13 protein-coding genes are annotated in these 24,795 nt (G+C 67.8%); 9 read left to right on the forward strand and 4 right to left on the reverse strand.

Annotated features, from left to right (window positions below):
- Positions 1-5 precede the first annotated feature (5 nt).
- A complete protein-coding gene (locus tag ACYVF6_RS42910) occupies positions 6-902 on the forward strand; it encodes a phosphotransferase family protein (RefSeq protein WP_460531718.1) in 897 nt (298 codons plus the stop codon).
- Here the strand turns inward: ACYVF6_RS42910 and ACYVF6_RS42915 are convergent.
- Both ACYVF6_RS42915 and ACYVF6_RS42920 read right to left on the reverse strand, forming a co-directional pair.
- Complete coding sequence (locus tag ACYVF6_RS42915; protein WP_460531721.1) at positions 865-4,302, reverse strand: DUF2961 domain-containing protein; 3,438 nt, start codon at positions 4,300-4,302, stop codon at positions 865-867. The genes ACYVF6_RS42910 and ACYVF6_RS42915 overlap by 38 nt on opposite strands.
- Positions 4,299-5,960: a DUF4185 domain-containing protein gene (locus ACYVF6_RS42920; RefSeq protein ID WP_460531724.1), complete on the reverse strand. Its 1,662-nt coding sequence runs from the start codon at positions 5,958-5,960 to the stop codon at positions 4,299-4,301. Before ACYVF6_RS42920 ends, ACYVF6_RS42915 begins: the two co-directional genes overlap by 4 nt.
- Before the next feature lie 96 nt (positions 5,961-6,056).
- Here ACYVF6_RS42920 and ACYVF6_RS42925 point away from each other — a divergent pair, with 96 nt between their 5' ends.
- Positions 6,057-6,188 carry a hypothetical protein gene (locus tag ACYVF6_RS42925; protein ID WP_460531727.1) on the forward strand — a complete coding sequence of 44 codons (132 nt, stop codon included), beginning with the start codon at positions 6,057-6,059 and terminating at the stop codon, positions 6,186-6,188.
- Between the two features lie 7 nt (positions 6,189-6,195).
- Here the strand turns inward: ACYVF6_RS42925 and ACYVF6_RS42930 are convergent, their stop codons facing one another.
- Positions 6,196-7,242: a LacI family DNA-binding transcriptional regulator gene (locus ACYVF6_RS42930; protein ID WP_460531730.1), complete on the reverse strand. Its 1,047-nt coding sequence runs from the start codon at positions 7,240-7,242 to the stop codon at positions 6,196-6,198.
- Between the two features lie 57 nt (positions 7,243-7,299).
- Positions 7,300-8,757, reverse strand: a complete 1,458-nt coding sequence (locus ACYVF6_RS42935; RefSeq protein ID WP_460531733.1) for a glycoside hydrolase family 1 protein — start codon at positions 8,755-8,757, stop codon at positions 7,300-7,302.
- Positions 8,758-9,404: 647 nt separating this feature from the next.
- On the opposite strand from ACYVF6_RS42935, the gene ACYVF6_RS42940 reads away from it, so the two are divergent.
- The 7 genes from ACYVF6_RS42940 to ACYVF6_RS42970 all read left to right on the forward strand — a co-directional run bounded on the left by ACYVF6_RS42940 (position 9,405) and on the right by ACYVF6_RS42970 (position 24,726).
- A complete protein-coding gene (locus ACYVF6_RS42940; RefSeq protein ID WP_460531736.1) occupies positions 9,405-11,411 on the forward strand; it encodes a glycoside hydrolase family 48 protein in 2,007 nt (668 codons plus the stop codon).
- Positions 11,412-11,442: 31 nt separating this feature from the next.
- Entirely contained in the window at positions 11,443-12,810 is a 1,368-nt protein-coding gene (locus ACYVF6_RS42945) for a glycoside hydrolase family 6 protein (protein WP_460531739.1), read from the forward strand.
- 337 nt (positions 12,811-13,147) lie between these two features.
- Positions 13,148-16,069 carry a glycoside hydrolase family 48 protein gene (locus ACYVF6_RS42950; RefSeq protein ID WP_460531742.1) on the forward strand — a complete coding sequence of 974 codons (2,922 nt, stop codon included), beginning with the start codon at positions 13,148-13,150 and terminating at the stop codon, positions 16,067-16,069.
- Between the two features lie 18 nt (positions 16,070-16,087).
- Complete coding sequence (locus ACYVF6_RS42955; RefSeq protein ID WP_460531745.1) at positions 16,088-18,643, forward strand: glycoside hydrolase family 9 protein; 2,556 nt, start codon at positions 16,088-16,090, stop codon at positions 18,641-18,643.
- A gap of 51 nt (positions 18,644-18,694) precedes the next feature.
- The gene (locus tag ACYVF6_RS42960) at positions 18,695-20,371 is read left to right on the forward strand and encodes an endo-1,4-beta-xylanase (RefSeq protein ID WP_460531748.1); all 1,677 of its coding nucleotides are present in this window, start codon (positions 18,695-18,697) and stop codon (positions 20,369-20,371) included.
- 68 nt (positions 20,372-20,439) lie between these two features.
- Positions 20,440-21,981, forward strand: coding sequence for a cellulase family glycosylhydrolase (locus ACYVF6_RS42965; RefSeq protein WP_460531750.1), 1,542 nt, complete (start codon positions 20,440-20,442; stop codon positions 21,979-21,981).
- A 33-nt stretch (positions 21,982-22,014) separates the two neighbouring features.
- A complete protein-coding gene (locus ACYVF6_RS42970; RefSeq protein ID WP_460531753.1) occupies positions 22,015-24,726 on the forward strand; it encodes a cellulose binding domain-containing protein in 2,712 nt (903 codons plus the stop codon).
- Positions 24,727-24,795: the final 69 nt, after the last annotated feature.

Below are 24,795 nucleotides of genomic sequence, written 5' to 3' on the forward strand. Positions count from 1 at the left end.
CGGGCGTGACAGATGCGGACGTACGGGAGCTCGCGGAGCGGTTGATCGGTGAGCCGGTCGCCGAGGTCGAGCAGATCGCGCGGAGCTCGAACGATGTCTTCCGGGTCACCACCGCCGCCGGCGATCGTTACTCGCTGCGGATCCCGTTGCTGCGGCCGGATCGGCTTTCGGCGTTCTGGCAGCAGCTGCGGGACACGTTCGGGATGCGGTACGGCGCTCAGCTCGCCCACGTGAAGCCGCTCGCGGAGCAGATTGGGCGGGACGGGATTCTCGGCGCGCCTCAGCCAGTCGCGAGTGGGGCGTTCGACGGCACCACGGCGTACGTCTTCACGTGGGTCGACGGCGAAGCGTGGGAGCCGGACGAGTTTCCCGACTCGCCGGAGATTCATGAGCAGCTCGGCGGCTACCTCGCTCAGCTTCACACACAGCGGCTCGACGGGTTCGGGACGCTCGCGCACCAGCCGTACGACCAGAGCGAGCTGATCGCGCGGGCGAACGCAAGCATGGCCACCATCGTCAGCAGTTACTGGACGCACCGGCCCGAGGTCGTCGACTTCTTCGAACGGCGGGTCGCCACGGCCAAACCCGACGCACTCGCCCAGCACGCACCGGCGCCGATCATGCCGGACGTCTCAGGCAACCAGTTCGTCTACCGCGACGGGCGGATCGCCGGCGTCGTCGACCTGGACTCCTACGTAGCCGGTCCCCGGGAGCTCGAGCTCACGACAGCCGAGCTGTGCCTCCGGCGGCCGGAGGACTTCCGCCGAGGGTACGAGGAAGTCCTCCCGCTCCCGAGGTTCGAGCCGTTCCGGACCTACTGGCGGTTCTGGCTGATGGTCAACGACCTCGACTGGGCACCGGACCTCACCGAGTTCCTGACGATGAGGACGTACTTCGACTAGGCGACGAACCGACCCGGTACGGCCGCCACGGGTCGGTGAGCACCCGCTTCGGCCGGGCCGACGTCGACGTCGAGTCGGCTGTCGAGGTAGATGCAGCGGAGATGGCCGGCGTGAGCAGGCTCGGCAGCGGCCATTCCGACAGCACGCCGAAGTGTGAATGCCACAGCCACCCGTTCTCCACGAACCGCGCGCTGTCCGACAGCGAGACGTACACCCGCCCCTGGTCGCCGCGGGCGAAGGTGACCACATCGCTTCGCCCGTCGCCGTTGAAGTCGCCGACGCCCGGGACCTCCGTTCCGCCGGCGAACGAGCCGTGCCACAACCCGCCGGTGCCGGTGAACGCGCCGCCGTTCGACAGCGCCACGTAGACGTCGGCCGCGGTGCCACCGGTGAACGTCACCACGTCGTCGCGGCCGTCGCCGTTGAAGTCGCCGACGCCCGGCTTCTCCGTCCCGCCGGCGAACGAGCCGTGCCACAGCACGCCGCTCCCGGTGAAACGCGTACCGGTGGACAACGCGACGTAGACGTCCGCGGCCGAGCCGCGCGTGAAGACGGCGACGTCGTCCATACCGTCGCCGTTGAAGTCGCCCACCTGCGGCACCTCGGCGCCGAAGCCGAACGTGAGGTGCCAGCGGATCGCGTCTCCGATGAATCGCGAGCCGTCGGACAGCGCGACGAACACGTCGCCGGCCGGCCCGGGACCGTCGTCCTGGCTGCCGCGGACGAACGTCACGATGTCGTCGCGCCCGTCGCCGTTGAAGTCGCCGACCGCCGGGATCTCATCCCCCACGGCGAAGTGGTCGTGCCACAACGCGCCGGTGCCGGTGAACGCGCTGCCGTTCGACAGCGCGACGTACACGTCGGCCGCGGTGCCACGCGTGAACGTCACGACATCGGTACGGCCGTCTCCGTTGAAGTCGCCGGCGAGCGGGATCTCCGAGCCGCGGGCGAAGTCGTCGTGCCAGCGCACGTTGTCGCCGACGAACCCAACCCCGGTCGACGTCGCCGCGAACACATCCGCCGCGGTCCCCCGGGTGAACGTCAGCACGTCGTCGCGGCCGTCGCGGTCGAGGTCGGACCGCAGCCACTTCGTCGTCGTGCCTGCGAACGATCCGGACAGCCCACCGGTGTTCCCGGCCGCGTCGACCGCGATCACCCGGTAGTAGTTGGCCTGCCCGGCCGGCAGGCCCGCGTGCACGAACCCTGGCGTACGCACGGTTCCGATCAGCGTCTGGTCGGAGATCGGCACGTCCGATCGGGTCGAGGAGTACACCCGGTACGTCCGCACCACGGCGTTGTCAACCGCGTCGGACCACGACAGCCGGATGCCGTGCCGCGTGCCGATCACCCGAAGGCCCGACACTCCCGAAGGCCCGGCCGTGTCCACATAGGCCGGCACGAGGGAGTCGGCGTCGTAGCGGCCGGCGTTCCAGGCAAGGGATCCGGCGTTCGGGGTCAGCGTGACGATGACCGCGGTCCGGCCGGCGGTCACGGCTCGCGGCAGTGCGAACGTGTCGGCGCGCTGCCGTTGCCGCGCGTTGCCGAGCGGCGAAAGCCACGTGCCGACAGCCACACCGTCGACCTGCACAGAGGCCGACTGGTAGGCCGGGCTCTGGTCGGACGTACGCCGTAGCAGCACGCCGCTGTTGGCGCCGTCGACCGTCAGCCGGAAGCTGAGCGGCTGCGTCGTCGAACGGACACGCCGCAGCACCGGCACGTTGTCGTCGTCGCCCTCGTACGCGCTCAGCACGTCGGCCTCGCTCGCGCCGGAGTCGGTGTAGGCGTGGGCGGTCCGGCTGGCCGCGTCGGTGACCTCGATGCTGTCCGTCCGGCGGGTGGCCGAAGTCGCTTGCTGGTAAAGGAAGGCGGTCGACCCGTAGGTCGCCGGGAGGTTGTTGTCGGGCCCGTGCTCGATGCCGAACCGCAGCGCCGTTCGATAGGGAATGGCGTCGGCGAGCATCAGGCGGAACATCGCGTCGCACACGTTGGCGCAGCCGCCCGTCCCGTTCAGGAACACCGGGTTACCGGCGAACGGGCCACGCGTACGGCCGTTGACGAAATACCAGCCCGACTCGTAGTAGTCCTCGGTGCCGGTGCCGTACCACGACGGCGTCAGCGAGCCGTCGACGTGGACGCGTTCGTCGCCCTCGAGATACTCGCGGCTCAACGGCACGGAGCCACGGACGGTCTGGTTGACGCCGACGAACTTGCCGTGGCCGGACTCGTCCGCGAACAGCCAGTCGCGGCCGTCGGTCACGGCGCCCGACCGTGAGCGCGCGGTGAAGTAGCCGGCCGACCCGTCGGAGAGCGCGGCCGTCCACTGCGTGTCCGGGTCGATCGTCACCTCGGCGGCAACGCCCGTGACCGCGCCACCTGTGGTGTTCGCCAACGAGACAACGGCGTTCTGCGCGAACGGCATCGGCCACCACGTGGAGTACCACGAGCCGGCGGCGTCGTCCGCGGAGTACAGCAGGGCGCGTACGTCGCTCGCGCCGAGCCCGCTGCCGAAGAACTCACCGACCGGCGAGTCCACGGTCGCCTGACCGTCGAAGCTGATCCGCAGCCGCAGCCCGGACAGGGTGGCGGCCGACGGGACGCCTGGAAGCCTGATCCGCAAGCCGGACACGCTCGCTGGGCCGGCGAGCTGCGCGAGCGTCGCGCTGCCACCGGCCGGGACGTCGACCGTCCGGGTCGTCGTCTGCGCGTCGGGGGCCGCGGGCTTGGGGTCCCGCGTGCCCGCCGCGCCGAGCATCGCGAGGACGTCCTGCGCCTGGTCGGCACCGTCGAAGGCCGGAACGCCTTCAGCGTCCGGATAGTGCTTGTAGTCGACGTGGTAGAAGCCGGGCGAGGTCTGCGTGCTGACCCGCATCGACGTGCGGTAGGTCATCGGAACCTTGATGTAAACACCGCCCGACGACTGGGCCGAGCTCGCCACCAGTGGATAGACGAACGGCGTGCCGAGCCGGCCGGTCACGACGTCCTGGAAGTTGGCGTCGACGACTGTGACGCCGTCGAGCTCGATCCGCAACGTACCGACGCCGGTCACGTTGCCGTCGGGATAGCGCGTCGCCCAGATCGAGGCGATCTCACCAGCCCCACGGTCCTCCGCGAGCACGCAGCCGGCTCCGCCCGAGGCGAGACACGGGCGCGTGTTGCCGTCGTCGATGTTGCCACCGCCGGCGTCGGTGCCCGCGACCTGCAGGCTCTGCACGCCGGAGGCGAGATACGGCAGGCGGTCGAGCCGCCGGTACGTCTCCCAGCCCACCGTTCCCTTGTCCGCAAGGGCTGTCACGGCCTGTGGTGCCGCCTCGGCGGGCGCCGGGCTGGTCGTCGTCGCCGCCGTACCGGCAGCGACTGCCACCGCGCCGGCGAGGACCAGCGCGGTCAACCGGCGACTCATCGCGCGCCGCCGTGATAGACCTCGAGCTCGGCGATCGAGGTGAACGTCCGCGTGCCTCCGGGCCGCCCGATGACGCGCACGCCGTCTCCCGTCGCTTGGTCGAAGCTCAACGTGTACGTGCGATTCGGGCCGGCCGAGCTGTCGTAAGGATACGCCGGGGAGATGCTCAGGTTCGTGACGTCGGTCCACTCGTGGTCGCGCCGGACCTGCACTCTGAGCCCTTCGGCGAACCAGCCGCCGTCGCCGAACATCGTGCCGGTGGTGTAGACCACCTGATCCAGGTCGTACGTGCGCGGCCAGGTGTATCCCCACCAACTGGCCGACTTCTGCTCGTCGTTCCAGTCGTCCTCGTTCTGCGCGCGGTCGCCGTCGTTGTAGTACGCGACATTCCCGAAGTGAGCAACCCGTTCGATCGGCACGGTGCCGGGCTCGCGGGCGAGGTTCCGCGTGGCGTCGGGTGGATTGTCCGGCACGGTCGCGGCGTACGGCTCCAGTCGCATGCGGCGCAGCGCGTAGTCGTAGACCGAGATGCCGCCTCCGCCACAACCGCACACGTTGGACTGCAACCACACCGACTTGCCGTCGGCGCTGATGAACTTCGACGGGATCGTCGTGGCGTAACCGCCATGCTTGGTGAGCGTCCACGGATAGCCACCGAAGTCCTTCGTGGCGAACTGCTTCCACGGTCCCCACGGAGTCGGCGCCTCGTAGAACTCGAAGGTGTACTCCGTCCACGACGTGTAGAGGTAGCGGTTCAGCGGCTTGTCGTAGACCACTCCGCCCTGGCTGACGACCGTCAGGTCCCGGGCCCGGCCCGTGGTGTAGACGTTCTGGTAGATGTGCCGGTCGTCGTGCAGCACCGCGACCCGGCCGCCGATGTCCGGCGTCCACCGCGGGGAGCCGGCGCTGTCGGTGCCCGCGTAGAACTCCCAGGCACCACGGTCCTGGATCGCGGTCCTCGGCACCCGCGCCAGATAGACGTCGACCGGATCCGGCACGCGGTTGCTGAACGAGTCGCGCCAGTTGTGGTCGAGCCCGTAGGCGTAGACGTAGCCGTCGATCGCGTCGGCGTTGTCCTTGCCGTAGTCGAGGAACATGATCGTGGTGAACACGCTGCCGCCGAACATCGGCGCCGAACGGTCCCACGTCCAGGTCTGCCCGTGGTCGGTCGACTTGGCGATCGTCGCGGCCGGCGCGTCGTCGAAGTCGAACGCCAGATCCTGCACGGCGAGGTAGATCGCGCCGTCGACGCAGACCATTCCCGTCGGCTTGCGGGTGTGGTCGCGGGTCCAGACCTGCCCCACCTCGTCGCCGGCGGCGATCGTCGTACCGGCGAGCGAGCCCGGCAGGCCGCTGATCCGGCTGACCGCGACGTCGGACGGCTCCTGGTCCAGGCTGAACCCCTTGCCGTCGCCGTTGGCGGCGTACAGGTTGTCGTCGTCGGCCCAGCACGACGGCCAGAGGTCGCCGTCACTCGCCGAGCTCGCCGACGCGTGCGACTCCAGGTCGACGGTCGAGAAGAACGCGCTCCCCGGCGACGACTCGGACGGCGCGGATCCAGCCGAACGAGTCTCCGACGGCGGCGAGGCGGCCGAGCCGGCGGCGGCCGGAAAGACCGCCAGGAGCAAGCCCAGAACCAACCCGAGAAAGGCACGCATAGGCCACTCACCCTCCGAAAGAGCCAGCCGAGCCACGACCGAGTAATCGTTTTCTCGCCGTGGAACCTACGGAGCCACAGAGCCGCCGTCAACGAAATGGACACAAGGTGCCGCGGCTGGGGCGCCGGCGCCGGCTCGCCCCGGCAGATCATCGACCCGTGGGCACAGCTCGACGACCTGCGCGCGGTGATCAGTCACGTCCGCGGAGGCCGAAGCGGTCGCAGGTGAGTACGGCCTACGACGAGGCGCGGACGACCAGGTGGGTGTCGAGGATCATCAGGCGGACCGGCACCTCTTCGCCGCGGATTCGGGAGACCAGTACCTGAGCCATCGCCTTGCCCATCGCCTCCAGCGGCTGGTGCACCGACGTCAGCGGCGGGTCCGAGATCCGCGCCGTGCTCGAGTCGTCGAAGCCCACCACCGACACGTCCTCGGGAATCCGCCGGCCGGCCTGCTTGAGCACCTGCATCGCGCCGATCGCCATCGGGTCGGACGCGGTGAAGACACCGTCGATCAACGGGTCCTGCGCCAGCAGCGAACGCATCGCCGCCGCGCCGGCGGCCTCGGAGAAGTCCCCAAATGCAATCAGATCATCAGACACACCAAGCCCAGAGTGCCCCAGCGCCTCCCGGTACCCCTCGAGCCGCTGGATGCCCACCCGCATGTCCTGCGGCCCGGCGATGGTCGCGATGCGGGTACGCGAGCGCGACAGCAGGTGCGACACCGCCTGCCGCGCCCCACCTCGGTTGTCGGCGTCGACACACGCCACGGGGTCCACCCCGGACGGCGCGCCACCGAGCACCGTCGGCACGCCGCTGTCCTCCAGGTGGCGCGGCAACGGATCGTCGCCGTGCAGGGAGATGAGGAGTACGCCGTCGATGTGCTGCCCGGTGAGGTAGTGCTCCAGCCGTGCGTGCTCGTCGTCGGACTGTGCGATCGCCAGCAGCAGCTGGAACCCGGTGTCGGACAGGCCGGAGCTGATCCCCCGGATGATGCCGGCGAAGTAGGGCTCCCCGAACAGCCGGTCCTCCGACTCCGACACCACCAGCGCGACCGTGTTCGTACGCCGGGTCACCAGGCTGCGAGCGGCCTGGTTCGGCACGTAGTTCAGCTCCTTGATGGCACGCTCGACCGCCTCACGTGCCCTCTGGCTCACCTTGGGCGAGCCGTTGATCACACGGGACACAGTGCCCCGCCCGACCCCGGCGCGCGCCGCAACGGCCTCCAGGGTTGGTCGATTGTTCGCCCGTGTAACCCAGTTCTCGACTGGCCGACCGTCCATCGCGTGCTCCTCGATCCGATCCGCGATCCCCGTCACTCTACGAAATTATCGGATGAGTCACTCCATGGGAGCGTGCACGCCTCCTTGCCGGATGACGGAGGAGTACCAGAGCGCGCTGCTCTTGGGCACACGGCGCTGCGTTTCGAAGTCCACGTACACCAGTCCGAATCGCTTCGTGTAGCCCCAACTCCATTCGAGATTGTCCAGCAACGACCACGCGAAGTAGCCCTGCAACGGCACTCCGGACTCGATCACCTCATGGCAGGCCAGCAGGTGCCGGCCGATGAAGTCGAGCCGATCCGGGTCGTGCACCCCATCGGGCGTCAGCTTGTCGGGGAACGCGGCGCCGTTCTCCATGACATAGAGCGGCACCCGCGGATACTCGGCCGCGACCCGGACGAGGGTCTCCTGCAGCCCGCCGGGATCGATCTCCCAGCCCATTTCGGTCACGGGTCGTCCCGCGGAGACGAAGCTGACGTGCTCGCTGCCCGGCCACGGTGACGCGGAGGCGAACGGCGAGGAGATCGCCTCGCCGCCGAGCTCGCGCTGCCCGCTCACCGTGTGCCGTGTGTAGTAGTTGATGCCGAGCAGATCCAGCCGGGTGCTGATCGCGTCCATGTCGCCGTCCTGGACGCAATGCATCGCGTCGTACGGCTCCAGGTCGCGCAGCACGTCGATCGGATAGCTGCCGTGGTGGATCGCGTCCAGGAAGAACCGGTTCTGCAACCCGTCGATCCGGCGGGCCGCGTCGTGGTCGGCCTCGTTGTCGGACGCCGCCGAGACGGCGTAGAGGTTCAGCGCGATCCCGAACCGGTTGCCCGGACGCTGCCCGCGCATCTCCTGGACGGCCAGGCCGTGCGCGAGAAGTAAGTGGTGTGCGGCCTGGATCGATGCCGCCGGGTCGTGCCGGCCGGGCGCATGGTCACCGGAGGCATATCCAAGAAACGCCGCACACCACGGCTCGTTGATCGTCGTCCACGCCCGTACGCGATCGCCCAGGGCGTCGTGCACGATCGAGGCGTAGTCGGCGAAACGTAGTGCCGTATCCCGGTTCGGCCAGCCGCCGGCGTCTTCCAGTGCCTGCGGCAGGTCCCAGTGATACAGCGTGACCCACGGCTGGATGCCCGCCTCGAGGAGCGCGTCGACCAGCCGTTGGTAGAAGTCGATTCCGCGCTGGTCAGCCGGACCGCTGCCGGTCGGCTGGATCCTCGGCCAGGCGATCGAGAACCGGTAGGCCTCGAGCCCGAGCCCGGCCATCAGCGCGATGTCGTCGCGATAACGACGGTAGTGGTCGATGGCGACATCACCGGTGTCACCGCCGAGCACCTTGCCTGGCGTACGGGCGAAGGTGTCCCAGATCGAGACGCCGCGGCCGTCAGTCTGCGCCGCGCCCTCGATCTGGTACGAGGAGGTGGCCGCTCCCCACACGAAGGTGGGGGGAAACGCTCGCATCCCGTTCCGCTCGCCGTTCATCGCCTGCCCTGTCGGTCCCTGTGTGTCACCTGTCTCGCCCACGTCTTCGTCCGCCCTCCAGCGATGTCCCTGCCGCCCCTGCCCACCGGTGGCGAGCCGCGCCGGAGCTCCAACCCAGAAAGTGCGAATGCTGCATGGTGCCCGGCCGGCCCGCGCTCACCGCTGTGGCAGTTGGACCACCCGTCGGCGGGTGACCGCACCGCCGACGGGTGGGAGCGCTCCCATTAGCAAGCCAGAATCGACCCCCTCCTGTCAAGGCTTGAACCGAACTTTCTCCCGATCGAGTCCAGCCCCGGCCAGGATCGCCCGGATTGATCCTGTGCGGGCCCGAGGTCCCGAAGTGCGCGGAAGCGCTGAGATCCCATCCATTCGCATACGGACTTTCGGTGTTGACACGAAGTGCAGAGGTCTGTTAAACCGGTGTTACAGCAGTGGGAGCGCTCCCACCTCCCCGGAGTCCGGGGGCGGGGGTCGCCTCCCGTATAGACAGCCACACATCGAGCCGACTCCGAGCGAGTCGGCAGGGCAGCGCCGGGACGCCGGCTTCTGCCGGGGGTGGCACCAGCGGCACCTCACAAGCCAGCCGCCCTCACGCGCATCCGCATCTGACGGACGACGACCTCGAAGCTCGCGTCGCCCGTACCAGCTCTTGCCTTGCCACACAGGCAGCAGAGGCATTTGGAGGCACGGTGAAACGACGAACTTTGCTGATGGCGCCCCTTGTCGCCGCGGCTCACGCCGGCTTGAGCCGCGCGGCGAACGGAGCAGAACCTCCAATCCGTTCTCGCGCGGGCGACATCACGACAACCGTTTACCAGGAACGGTTCCTCGAGCTCTACAACAAGATCAAGGACCCGGCCAACGGGTATTTCTCCGCACAGGGAGTTCCTTACCACGCAGTCGAAACGTTGATCGTCGAAGCGCCCGACCACGGGCACGAGACCACGTCCGAAGCGTTCAGCTACTGGCTCTGGCTGGAAGCGGTCTACGGACGAGTGGCCGGCGACTGGGCACCGTTCAACCGGGCCTGGTCGGTGATGGAGCAGTACATCATCCCGACCGCGCAGGACCAGCCCACCAACTCCTTCTACAACCCGGCGAGTCCCGCGACGTACGCGCCCGAGTTCGACACGCCCAACGAGTACCCCACTCCGTTGGACACCAGCATCAACGAGGGCCAGGACCCGATCGCCAACGAGCTGCAGAGCACGTACGGCACCAGGGACGTCTACGGCATGCACTGGCTGATCGACGTCGACAACACCTACGGCTACGGCCGCCGTGGCGACGGCACCTCGGCGCCGTCGTACATCAACACGTTCCAGCGCGGCCCGCAGGAGTCGGTCTGGGAGACCGTCACCCACCCATCCTGGGAAACCTTCAACGACGGTGGGCCGAACGGCTTCCTCGACCTGTTCATCAGGGACCAGAGCTACGCCAGGCAGTGGCGTTACACCAACGCGCCCGACGCCGACGCCCGCGCCATCCAGGCCGCCTACTGGGCGCTGACCTGGGCGACCGAGCAGGGCAACGCCTCGCAGGTCTCCGCGACGGTCGCCAAGGCCGCGAAGATGGGCGACTTCCTGCGGTACTCCTTCTTCGACAAGTACTTCAAGCAGATCGGCAACTGCGTCGGCGCGAACCAGTGCGCACCCGGCAACGGCAAGAGCAGCGCGCACTACCTGATGTCGTGGTACTACGCCTGGGGCGGTGCGACCGACACCAGCGCCGGCTGGGCCTGGCGGATCGGCAGCAGCTACGCCCACTTCGGCTACCAGAACCCGTTCGCCGCGCACGTCCTGTCGAACGTCAGCCAGCTGCGACCGCAGTCGCCGACGGCCGTGCAGGACTGGAACACCAGCCTGCAAAGGCAGCTGGAGTTCTACCGCTGGCTGCAGTCGGCCGAGGGCGGCATCGCCGGCGGCGCGACCAACAGCTGGGCCGGCCGGTACGGCACTCCCCCGTCCGGCACGCCGACGTTCTACGGCATGTTCTACGACTGGCAGCCGGTCTACCACGACCCGCCGAGCAACCAGTGGTTCGGCATGCAGGCGTGGTCGATGTCCAGGGTCGCGCAGCTCTACTACACGTTCCAGAACCAGACCGCGAAAGCCCTGCTGGACAAGTGGGTTCCGTGGGTGATCGCGAACACGACGGTCGACGCGGCCGCCGGCACCTGGCAGATCCCGAGCGAGCTGGGCTGGTCGGGCGCCCCTGACACCTGGAACCCGTCCAACCCCGGCGGCAACGCCGGCCTGCACGTCACGGTCACTTCTCGCGGCAACGACGTCGGCGTCACCGCGGCGACCGCGCACGCGCTGACGTTCTACGCCGCCGCGTCCGGCAACACCGCGGCCCGCGACCTGGCCAAGAACCTGCTGGACGCGATGTGGGCGACGCCGAACCAGGATGACGCCGGCGTCACCGTCACCGAGACGCGCGGCGACTACGAACGCTTCGACCAGCAGGTCTACATCCCACCGGGCTGGACCGGAACGATGGCCAACGGCGACCCGATCAACAGCCAGTCGACGTTCCGCTCGATCCGGACCTTCTACGAGGACGACGAGAACTGGCCGAAGGTCCAGGCGTTCCTTTCCGGCGGCGACGCGCCGTCGTTCCGCTACCACAGGTTCTGGGCGCAAGCCGAGATCGCCATCGCACTCGCGGAGTACGCGCGGCTGTTCGAAGCCTGACCACTCGAGGATTCGAGAGGAGCAACCTCACATGAAACTGAGTAGACGCAAGGCATTCCTCGCGTCCGCGACTGCTGTCGCCGGGTTCGCCCTGTTGTTCGCGGGCAACCAGGCCGGCGCCGCGGTCAGCACGGAACGGTCCGGCTCGATCGAGCCGGCCGGCGACCTGGCCAACCCGTATGCGGGCGCGCAGGTCTACGTCAACCCCGACTGGTCGGCCAAGGCGGCGGCCGAGCCGGGTGGCAGCGCGATCGCCAACCAGCCGACGGCTGTGTGGATGGACCGGATCGCCGCGATCGACGGCACGACCGGCGCGCGGGGCCTGCGGGACCACCTCGACACGGCGCTGGAACAGGGCGCGAACCTGATCCAGGTCGTCATCTACAACCTGCCCGGCCGCGACTGCTCCGCACTGGCGTCCAACGGCGAGCTCGGCCCGACCGAGATCGGCCGCTACCAATCGGAGTACATCGACCCGATCGCGGAGATCGAGCACGACCCGGCGTACGCGAGCCTGCGGATCGTCAACATCGTCGAGATCGACTCACTGCCCAACCTGGTCACCAACACCGGCAGCCGCGACACCGCGACGCCCGAGTGCGACGTGATGAAGGCCAACGGCAACTACGTCAACGGTGTCGGCTACGCGCTCGGCACGCTGGGCGCGTCGAACGTCTACAACTACATCGACATCGGCCACCACGGCTGGCTCGGCTGGGACGACAACTTCCAGCCGTTCGCCGATCTGGTCCGCCAGACGGCGACCGCCAACGGCGCGACGCCTGCCGACATCCACGGCTTCGCGTCCAACGTCGCGAACTACGGCGTGCTGCACGAGCCGTTCTTCAACGCCAACACCGTGGTCGGCGGCCGTCCCGTCCGTGAGGGCACGGACTGGATCGACTGGAACCGTTACGTGGACGAGGTTTCGTACGTGCAGGCGTACAAGTCCACGCTGGCGTCCGCACTCGGGCACCCGGTCAGCATGATCATCGACACCTCGCGCAACGGCTGGGGCGGAGCGGATCGTCCGACCAGCGCCAGCACGTCGACCGACCCGAACACGTTCGTGAACGAGTCGAAGACCGACCGCCGGATCCACCTCGGCAACTGGTGCAACCAGTCCGGTGCCGGCCTCGGCGAGCGGCCGCGGGCCAACCCGGAGACGGGCGTCGACGCGTACGTGTGGATCAAGCCTCCGGGCGAGTCCGACGGCTCCAGCGAGGAGATCCCGAACGACGAGGGCAAGGGCTTCGACCGGATGTGCGACCCGACCTACGAGGGCAACGCACGCAACCGCTGGAACATGAGCGGCGCACTGCCGAACGCCCCGCTGTCCGGTCACTGGTTCTCCGCGCAGTTCCAGGAACTGGTGCGGAACGCCTACCCGCCACTCTGACCGCCTCGGTTGTGCTGAGGGCTCCGGCCGGGCGAAGGTCGCAAAACCGCCCTTCCCACCTCCTTCGCCCGGCCGGTCGTTTCACCCGTTTCGTGACCTGTTGGAGGTATCTCGGCCTCTAAGCCGAGATACCTCCAACAAGTGGAGACGGTCCGGCCCCTTGACAGCCGGGTGATGGGCTGTTAACACACTGTTCATAGCGAAGTTGGGAGCGCTCCCAACACCACGGGGTGTGGTCGCTCACCTTGCTCACGCCGGCCGCGCCGACCGTCGACATCGGGCGCCGACCAGGAACAGTCCAGGCACACGCCAGGCACAGCCAGACAGGATGGTCACAATGAAACGACGGAGGCGCTTGGGAGCGCTCCCATACCTGGTTCCATTGCTGGGTCTGCTGCTTGCCCCGTTCGCGGCGGGCCTGCCGGCCAAGCCGGCGGAGGCCGCGCCGGCCTGCTCGGTGACGTACACGATACGAAGCCAGTGGGACACCGGTTTTACGGCCGAGGCGGTCATCAACAACCTCGGCGATCCGATCAACGGGTGGACGCTGACGTTCGCCTTCCCCGGCAGCCAGCGCGTCACCAGCGGTTGGAGCGCGACCTGGAACCAGCCCGCTAACAGTGCCAACGTCAGTGCTCAGAACCTCAGCTGGAACAGCAGCATCCCGACCGGCCAGTCCCAGACGATCGGATTCAACGGCTCCTACAGCGGTACGAACGCGGCTCCGACCGCGTTCGCCATCAACGGCAACACCTGCAACGGAGCCAACCAGCCGCCCACGGTCGCGATCACCCAGCCCGCCTCGGGTGCCTCGTTCACCGCGGGCCAGAACGTCACGATCAACGCGAACGCCGCCGACACCGACGGCACCGTCTCGCGGGTCGAGTTCTACGCCGGCAACACGCTGGTCGGCACCGACACCTCCAGCCCGTACAGCGCGGCCTGGAACAACGTGGCCGAAGGCAGCTACGTACTCACCGCCCGCGCGTTCGACAACGGCGGGGCGTCGACGACGTCGGCACCGGTCGACGTGACCGTCCGGCCGAACACCGGCCCGGCGATCATCGCCGAGCCCGCCGCCACCAACGTGCCCGAAGGCAGTACGGCCAACGTCACCATCCGGCTCTCTCAGCAGCCCACCGCCAGTGTCACCGTGGCGACCGCGCGAACCGCCGGCGACACCGACCTGACCGTGTCGGCCGGAGCGAGCCGCACGTTCACCACCGCCAACTGGAACACCCCGCAAACCGTCACGCTGGCCGCGGCCGAGGACACCGACAGCGCCAACGGCACGGCGACGTTCACCTCGAGCGCCACCGGCTGGACGTCCGCGCCGATCGCCGCCACCGAGTCCGACAACGACCTGTCCGACTACGCGCAGCGGTTCATGCAGCAGTACAACAAGATCAAGGCTCCGGGGAACGGCTACTTCAGCAGCCACAGCCCGCCGATCCCCTATCACTCCATCGAGACGCTGATCGTCGAGGCGCCCGACTACGGGCACGTCACGACATCCGAGGCCTACAGCTACTGGATCTGGCTCGAGGCCGCCTACGGCCAGGCCACCCAGGACTGGAGCCGCTTCAACACGGCGTGGCAGTCGATGGAGACGCACATCATCCCGACGAACGCGGACCAGCCGAGCAACGCCGCGTACAACCCGGCCGACACCGCGACCTACGCACCCGAGCAGGACCTGCCGAGCCAGTATCCCGTCCCGCTGGACAACAACGTCCAGACTGGGCCGGACCCGCTGGCCGGCGAGCTGCAGAGCACCTATGGCACCCGGGACATCTACGGCATGCACTGGCTGCTCGACGTCGACAACAAGTACGGGTACGGGCGGCGCGGCAACCGGACCGGCAGCCCGTCCTACATCAACACGTTCCAGCGCGGCCCGCAGGAGTCGGTGTGGGAGACCGTCCCGCAGCCGTCCTGGGAGCCGTTCAACAGCGGCCAGGGCGGTCCGAACGGCTTCCTGCCACTGTTCATTCAGGACAGCCAGTACGCGCGGCAGTGGCGCTACACCGACGCGCCAGACGCCGACGCGCGCGCGATCCAGGCCGCCTACTGGGCGCAGACCTGGGCGACCCAGCAGGGCAAGCAGGCCGACGTCGCGGCCACGGTGGCCAAGGCCGCCAAGCTCGGCGACTACTTGAGGTACTCCTTCTACGACAAGTACTTCAAGCAGGTCGGCAACTGTGTCGGTCCGACCACCTGTGCGGCGGGCACCGGCAAGAACGCCTCGACCCAGCTGCTCACGTGGTACTACGCGTGGGGCGGCGCCGTCGACGGTGGCTGGGCCTGGCGGATCGGCTCCGGCCAGGCGCACTTCGGCTACCAGAACCCGATGGCGGCGTACGCGCTGGTCAACACGGCCGCTCTGCGGCCGCAGTCGCCGACCGCGGTCGCCGACTGGACCGGCAGCCTGCAACGGCAGATCGAGTTCTACCGCTGGCTGCAGTCCGCCGAGGGGGGCATCGCCGGTGGTGCGAGCAACAGCTGGGCCGGACGTTACGCCCAGCCGCCGACCGGAACGCCCACGTTCTACGGCATGTTCTACGACTGGCAGCCCGTCTACCACGATCCACCGAGCAACCAGTGGTTCGGTATGCAGGCCTGGTCGATGGAACGCGTGGCGGAGTACTACAACGTCACGGGTAACGCGACGGCCAAGGCCGTGCTCGACAAGTGGTCCGCCTGGGTGCGCGCCAACACGACGGTCAACGTGGCCGCCGGCACCTGGCAGATCCCGAACGAGCTCGACTGGTCCGGCGCACCCGACACCTGGAACCCGTCGACTCCGGGCTCCAACGCCGGCCTGCACGTGACGATTCGCAACCGTGGCAACGATGTCGGCGTCACCGCGGCGACCGCCAAGGCGCTGATGTACTACGCCGCGCGGGCGAACGACACCGCGTCGCGTGACCTGGCCAAGAACCTGCTCGACGCCATGTGGGCAGCACCGAACCAGGACACCGCCGGCGTCACGGTCACCGAGACCCGTTCCGACTACAACCGATTCGACGATCCGGTCTTCGTGCCGTCGAACTTCACGGGAACGATGTCCAACGGCGACCCGATCAACAGCAGCTCGACGTTCATGTCGCTGCGTTCCTGGTACCAGTCCGATCCGCAGTGGTCGAAGGTACAGACCTACCTGACCAACGGAACCGTTCCCAGCTTCCGGTACCACCGGTTCTGGGCGCAGGCCGACATCGCGTTGGCCATGGCCGACTACGGCCGGCTCTTCGGATAACAGAGAACTCGGAGCATTATGCGTCAGTACAAGTACGCAGCGCTGGGGGCGGCCGTCACGGTCGCCCTCGGCGTCCTTGGTGGGATGACGACAGCGACGGCACCGCCCGCCCAGGCGGCGACGTTCAACTACGGCGAGGTTCTGCAGAAGTCGTTCTTCTTCTACGAAGCCCAGCAGTCGGGACCGAAGCCGGCCTGGAACCGCGTCGGCTGGCGCGGTGACTCCGGCATGTCGGACGGCGGCAGCGTCAACCTGACCGGCGGCTGGTACGACGCGGGCGACCACGTGAAGTTCGGCTTCCCGATGGCGTTCTCGGCGACCATGCTGGCGTGGGGTGCGGTGGAGTATCGCAGTGCCTACAGCGCCTCCGGCCAGCTCGACGAGCTGCAGAACAACCTCAGGTTCGTCAACGACTACTTCATCAAGGCGCACCCGTCGGCCAACGTGCTCTACGGCCAGGTGGGCAACGGCGGGACCGACCACGCGTGGTGGGGGCCGGCAGAGGTGATGCCGATGACCCGGCCGGCGTACCGGATCGACGCCACCTGCGGAGGTTCGGACCTGGCGGCCGAGACGGCTGCCGCGATGGCGGCCTCCTCGATGGTGTTCCGGCCGACCGATCCGACGTACGCCAATACGCTGCTGACACACGCGCGGCAGCTGTACTCCTTCGCCGACACGGTTCGCCGCAAGTACAGCGAGTGCATCACCGACGCGGCCGGCTATTACCAGTCGTGGAGCGGATACCAGGACGAGCTGGTGTGGGGCGCGATCTGGCTGTACCGCGCGACCAACGAGGCTTCGTTCCTCACCAAGGCCGAGACGGAGTACGACCTGCTGGGCAAGCAGGGGCAGGAGCCGTACCGCTCGTACAAGTGGACGCTCGCGTGGGACGACAAGTCGTACGGCTGCTATGTCCTGCTGGCGAAGCTGACCGGCAACCAGAAGTACGTCGACGACGCCAACCGCTGGCTGGACTGGTGGACTGTCGGGTTCAACGGGTCGAAGGTGACCTACTCCCCCGGCGGCCTGGCCTGGCTGGACAGCTGGGGCGCACTGCGGTATGCCGCCAACACCTCGTTCGCCGCGCTGGTCTACTCCGACTGGACGACCGACGCCACCCGCAAGACGCGCTACCACGACTTCGCCAAACGGCAGATCGACTACGCACTTGGCGACAATCCGCGTAGCTCCTCCTACGTCATCGGCTTCGGCGCCAACTCGCCGCGCAGCCCCCACCACCGCACGGCACACGGCTCGTGGTCCAACAGCATCAACGAGCCGACCGCGACCAGGCACACGCTGTACGGCGCGCTGGTCGGCGGGCCGAACCAGTCGGACGGCTACACAGACAGCCGCAACGACTACGTGCAGAACGAGGTCGCGACCGACTACAACGCGGGCTTCACCAGCGCGGTTGCCCGGTTGTACTCGGAGTTCGGTGGTACGCCGCTGGCGAACTTCCCGGCAGCGGAGACACCGGACGGCCCCGAGATCTATCTGCAGGCTTCGGTCAACTCGTCCGGGACCAACTACACCGAGATCAAGACACTGGTCGTGAACCACTCGGCGTGGCCGGCCCGTTCGCTGTCGAACGGCGCGTTCCGCTACTACTTCACGCTCGACGGTGCCACCACGCCGAGCCAGATCACCCTGTCGTCGGCCTACAACCAGTGCACGGCACCGGCCGGGCCGACGCAGTTCTCGGGCAACGTCTACTACGTCACGATCAACTGCTCGGGCCAGAACATCGCACCCGCGGGACAGTCGGAGTCACGGCGCGAGGTGCAGTTCCGGATCGCGAGCTCGGGCACGTGGGACCCGGCCAACGACTGGTCGTACGCCGATGTCGCGAAGACACCGGGATCGACGCCGGTCACCGTACGGAACATGACGCTCTACTCCGGCAGCACGCTGATCTACGGCAGCGCTCCCGGTGAGGAGCAGCCGCCGGACGACGACACGACACCGCCGTCGACGCCCGGCGGGCTGGCGGCGTCGAACGTCACCTCGGTCGGCGCGACGCTGAGCTGGTCGCCGTCGACCGACAACACGGGCGTCACGGCCTACGACGTCTACCGCGAGGCGGGTGCGACCGATGTCCTGCTCGGCAGCCCGAGCACGACCTCGTTCCAGTTGGGCGGCCTGAGCCCGTCGACGATGTACACGTTCTACGTCGTGGCACGCGACGGCGGCCGGAACAGCTCGCCGCCGTCCACGCCGGTCTCGTTCACCACCTCCGCCACCGGAACCGGCGCGTGCCGGGTGCAGTACACGATCCGGGACTGGGGCAACGGCAGCGGCTTCACCGCCGACATCAGCATCACCAACCTGGGTCCGCCGATCAGTGGCTGGACGCTCGGGTTCGCGTTCTCCGGCACCCAGCAGGTCGACCAGGGCTGGAGCGCGACCTGGGCGCAGAGCGGCCGGAACGTGACCGCCACCAACCCGAGCGGCAACACAGGCCTGCCCACCAACGGCAGCTGGACGCTCGGCTTCAACGGGAGCTACGGCGGCTCCAACGCCGTGCCGGCGCAGTTCACCCTGAACAGCCAGGTCTGCACGACTGGTTAGCGAGTTCACGGCTACACCGAAATCGCGGAGGGCAGAAAGGTAAGCAAGCACATGCACAGGAAGGTAATCAGCCCGCTGGCCGGGTTCGGGTTGCTGCTGGGCTGTCTGGCCGCCGCGGTGGTGACGGCAACGCCCGCCGCTGCCGCCTTGCGTGACGGCGCCTCCGCACGCAACTTCCAGATCGGCACGGCAGTCGCCACCGCTCAACTGTCGAACGAGGCGCAGTACCGGACGCTCGCCGGGCAGGAGTTCAACCTGGTCGTCGGCGAGAACGCCATGAAGTGGGATGCGACCGAACCCAACCAGAACCAGTTCAACTTCGGCGGCGCGGACCAGATCATGGCGTTCGCCCAGGCCAACAACCAGGCCGTGCACGGCCACACGCTGGTCTGGCACAACCAGACGCCGGGCTGGGTGCAGGGCCTGTCCGCGACGGCGATGCGGTCGGCGATGCAGAACCACATCAACACGGTGGTCGGCCGCTACGCCGGCCGGATCGCCACCTGGGACGTCGTCAACGAGGTGTTCAACGAGGACGGCTCGTTGCGGCAGTCGTTCTGGCTCAACACCATGGGGCAGAGCTACATCGCCGACGCGTTCCGCTTCGCCCGCGCGGCCGACCCCAACGCCAAGCTCTGTATCAACGACTACAACGTCGAGGGCGTCAACGCCAAGAGCACGGGCATGTTCAACCTGGTCAGCTCGCTGAGGTCGCAGGGCGTCCCGATCGACTGTGTCGGCTTCCAGGGCCACCTGTCGATCCAGTTCGGTTTCCCGAACGACCTGCAGCAGAACCTCCAGCGATTCGCCAACCTGGGCGTGGATGTCCGGATCAGCGAGCTCGACGTGCGCATGCAGACGCCGAGCGACTCCACCAAGCTCGCCACGCAGGCGACGTACTACGGCAACGTGTTCAGGGCCTGCCTCGCGGTCACGCGCTGCACGGGTGTGACGATCTGGGGCTTCACCGACAAGTACTCCTGGGTTCCGGGCACGTTCCCGGGCGAGGGCGCGGCGCTGCCGTGGAACGAGAACTACCAGCAGAAGCCCGCGTACGCGACGATCAACACGGCACTCGGCGGTGGTAACACCACCGACACCACGCCGCCGTCGACGCCGGGAACGCCAACGGCATCGAGCATCACAGGTTCGACGGCCAACCTCACCTGGGGCGCGTCGACCGACACCGGCGGCAGCGGGCTCGCCGGCTACAACGTCTACCGGGAACAAGGCACCACCGATCCACAGCTTGCTTCGGCTGCGACCAACAGCATCCAGCTGACCGGGCTGACCGCCAACACGCAGTACCAGGTCTACGTCAGAGCCCGCGACGGCGCCGGCAACCTGTCCGGCAACTCCGCGCTCGTCACGTTCACCACCCAAAGCGGCGGCACAACCGGCACCTGCCGCATCACCTACTCCGCCAACAACTGGGGCGGAAACAACGGATTCACCGGCACCGTCACGATCGCCAACACCGGCACCACCGCCATCAACGGCTGGACCCTGGCGTTCACCTTCCCCTCCGGCCAGCGAATCACCGACAGCTGGGCCGCCACCTGGACCCAACCGTCCGGCAGCGCCAACGTCACGGCCACCAACCTGTCCTGGAACGGCACGATCAACCCCGGCAACACCACCAGCATCGGCTTCAACGCCACCCACACCGGCACCAACACCAACCCCACCGCCTTCACCCTCAACGGCACCACCTGCACCACGCAGTAGGCCAGCCGGCGGGCCGGGCGGCACGTCGCCCGGCCCGTCGCACTCACCGGGACCCGGAGGTCTTGTCAATGAACGCGAAAGCGGCCCGGGGGCGCCGGGCGCTCCTGATCGCACTGCTTCCAGCTTTGCTGGTGCTGGCGTTGATACCGTTCGTCCAGCACGCCAAGCCGGCGGCGGCCGCCGGTGCGGGTTACTGGCACACCAACGGCCGGCAGCTGCTCGACGCGGCCAACCAGCCCGTACGCATGACAGGCATCAACTGGTTCGGCTTCGAGACGTCGAACTACGTTCCGCACGGCCTCTGGACCCGCGGCTACCGCGACATGCTCGACCAGATGAAGAGCCTTTCGTACAACACACTTCGCCTGCCGTACGCCAGCCAGCTCTTCGATGCGGGCAGCACGCCGAACAGCATCGACTTCAACAAGAACCCTGATCTGCAAGGCCTTTCCGGCATCCAGATCATGGACAAGATCATCGACTACGCCGGCCAGATCGGCATGAAGGTCGTCCTCGACCGGCACCGTCCGGACTCCGGCAGCCAGTCCGCGCTGTGGTACACCAGCCAATACCCCGAGACGCGATGGATCAGCGACTGGCAGATGCTGGCCCGGCGCTACGCCGGCAACACCACGGTGATCGGCGCCGACCTGCACAACGAGCCGCACGCGCCCGCCTGCTGGGGCTGTGGCGACCAGGCGACCGACTGGCGGCTGGCCGCCGAGCGCGCCGGCAACGCGATCCTGTCCGTCAACTCCAACTGGCTGATCATCGTCGAAGGTGTCGACAACTACAACGGCGACGGCAACTGGTGGGGCGGCAACCTGCAGGGCGTACGGACCGCACCCGTGCGGCTGAACGTCGCGAACCGGCTGGTCTACTCCCCGCACGACTACGCGATGTCGGTGTTCCCGAACCAGCCGTGGTTCACCAGTCCGGACTTCCCGAACACGCTGGTGCCGCACTGGGACAAGAACTGGGGCTACATCCACAAGGAGAACATCGCGCCGGTGATGCTCGGTGAGTTCGGCACGACGCTTGCCGACCCGAAGGACCAGACCTGGCTGCGGATGCTCATGCAGTACCTCGGATCCGGCAGCGGCGGTATGAGCTTCACGTTCTGGTCGTGGAACCCCAACTCCGGTGACACCGGCGGCATCCTGAACGGCGACTGGACGACCGTCAACACCGCCAAGCAGGCCTACCTGGATCCGTACCTCATCGCGATCTCCGGTGGTGGCGACCCGACGCCGAGTCCGACGACGACGCCGACGCAAGCTCCGGTCTCCTGCCGCGTGACCTACGCCGTCACCAACCAGTGGGACACCGGCTTCGGGGCGAGCGTCACGATCGCCAACACCGGCACGGCTCCCATCAACGGCTGGACGCTCGGGTTCACCTTCCCGTCGGGTCAACGCGTCACCAACGGCTGGGAGGCCACCTGGGCACAGCCGACCGGTAGTGCCGCCGTCACGGCCATCAACCTGCCGTACAACAACGTCATCGGTTCGGGCAGCTCGGTCCGCCTCGGCTTCAACGGCAGCCACACCGGCACCAACACACGTCCGGCGAGCTTCACGCTCAATGGTCAAACCTGCAGCACGGGATAGGCCCGCGCTGAGGTTGTAAGCAAGGAGGGCCTGTTGACTGAAAGGTCTGTACGACGGCAGTTGGCCGGTGCGGTGGCCGCTGTCGTGCTGGCGGGAACGGTGGCGGCCGTGAGTCAGGTCGTCACCCCGCCGCGCACGGCAGCGGCGGCGCCGTCCGAAGCGTATACGTGGAAGAACGTCCAGATCGCCGGCGGCGGTTTCGTGCCGTCGATCATCTTCAACCAAACCGAACAGAACCTCATCTACGCCCGCACCGACATCGGTGGTGCGTACCGCTGGAACCAGAGCACCGGGCGCTGGACTCCCTTGCTGGACTGGGTTGGCTGGAACAACTGGGGTTACAACGGCGTGCACAGCATGGCGACCGACCCCGTACAGACCAACCGCGTCTACGCGGCGGTCGGCATGTACACCAACAGCTGGGATCCCAACAACGGCGCGATCCTGCGTTCGACCGACAAGGGGAACACCTGGCAGACCACGACGCTGCCGTTCAAGCTGGGCGGCAACATGCCCGGCCGCGGGATGGGCGAACGGCTCGCCGTCGACCCGAACCGCAACAGCGTCGTCTACTTCGGCGCGCCGAACGGCAACGGGCTCTGGCGGAGTACCGACTTCGGAGCCACCTGGGCCAAGGTCGCCAACTTCCCCAACGCCGGAAACTACGCACAGGACCCGAACGATCCGAACGGCTACCTGAGCCACCAGCCGGGCGTCGTCTGGGTGGCGTTCGACAAGTCGACCGCCACGTCGGGGAACGCCACACAGGGCATCTACGTCGGTGTCGCCGACAAGCAGAACACCGTCTACCGTTCGACCAACGGCGGGACGAGCTGGGAACGGATCGCGGGGCAGCCCACGGGTTACCTTGCCCACAAGGGTGTTCTCGATCCGGTCAACCACGTGCTCTACATCACCACCTCCGACACCGGCGGGCCGTACGACGGCGCAAAGGGGGACGTCTGGAAGTACAACACCTCGACCGGTGCGTGGACGCAGATCAGCCCGATCCCGTCCAGCAGCGCGGACGACTACTTCGGCTACAGCGGTCTCACGATCGACCGGCAACATCCGAACACCATCATGGTGGCCACCCAGATCTCCTGGTGGCCGGACGTCATCTTCTTCCGCAGCACCGACGCCGGCGCCACGTGGACCAGGGTGTGGGACTGGACGTCGTACCCGAACCGTTCGTTCCGCTACACCATGGACATCTCGTCCTCACCGTGGCTGACGTTCGGCACCAACCCGCAGCCTCCGGAAGTCACGCCGAAGCTGGGCTGGATGACCGAGGGCCTCGAGATCGACCCGTTCAACTCCAACCGGATGATGTACGGGACGGGTGCCACCATCTACGGCACCACCAACCTCACCAACTGGGACAGCAACACACAGTTCACGATCCGGCCGATGGCAGCGGGGCTCGAGGAGACCGCCGTGCTGGACCTGATCAGCCCGCCGTCCGGCGCACCGCTGGTGTCCGGGCTCGGCGACATCGGCGGCTTCCGGCACACCAACCTGGACGCCGTTCCGCCGGCGATGTTCACCCAGCCTATCTTCACCACGACGACCAGCCTCGACTACGCCGAGCTGAACCCGTCGATCATGGTGCGGGCCGGCAACTTCACCGACTCCGACCGGCCGAACGACAGCCACTCCGCGTTCTCCACCGACGGCGGCGCGAACTGGTTCCAGGGCACTGAGCCGGGCGGGATCAACGAGGGCGGCACGATCGCGGCGGCGGCCGACGGCAGCCGGTTCGTCTGGGCTCCGAAGGACCAGACTCCGGTCTACTCCGTTGGTTTCGGCACCTCGTGGTCGCAGGCCCAGGGCCTGCCGACCAACGCGATCGTCGAGTCGGACCGGGTGAACCCGATGAAGTTCTACGGATTCTCCGGCAGCCAGTTCTACGTCAGCACCAACGGCGGCCAGACCTTCACGCAGACGGCGGCTTCCGGGCTGCCGAGCGGCGGCAAGTTCAAGGCCGTCCGCGGGCGTGAGGGCGACATCTGGCTCGCGGGCAGCACCGGCTTGTTCCACTCGACCAACTCCGGTGCGAGCTTCACCAAGGTGGCCAGCGTGACCGGCGATGCACTCAACGTGGGGTTCGGCGCGGCAGCACCGGGTTCGACGTATCCGGCGGTGTTCACGGTCGCGACCATCGACGGCGTCAAGGGCGTCTTCCGCTCCGACAACGGCGGCTCGTCCTGGGTGCGGATCAACGACGATCAGCATCAGTACGGCAACATGGGCGAGGCTCTGACCGGCGACCCGCGGGTCTGGGGCAGGGTCTACCTCGGTACGAACGGCCGCGGCATCCTCTACGCCGACCGCAACGGCGGCCAGCCGACACCAACACCGACCGAACCGACGCCGACGCCCACCACCCCGACACCTACGCCGACTCCGACCCCGCAGCCTGGTGGCTGCCGGGTCACGTACTCGATCGCCGGGCAGTGGAGCTCTGGGTTCCAGGGTGACGTGAAGATCGAGAACACCGGAACGGCTCCCATCAATGGCTGGACGCTGCGCTTCTCCTTCGCCAACGGCCAGACCGTCACCCAGATGTGGGGCGGCTCCTATACACAAAGCGGCGCCAACCTGACCGTGACGAATGCCGGCTACACCGGCACCATCTCGCCAGGAGGGTCGCAGTCGTTCGGCTTCCTGGCCAACCTGTCAGGCAACACCAACGCGAAACCGACCAGCTTCATGCTCGACAACAGCACCTGCGCAGTCGCATAGCTGAGCATCGAGTGTAGCTGGCCGGCACGTTTCGCGTTGTCCATGAGTCCCTGGGGTCAGGGCCCAGGG

This window comes from Flindersiella endophytica, assembly GCF_054779015.1.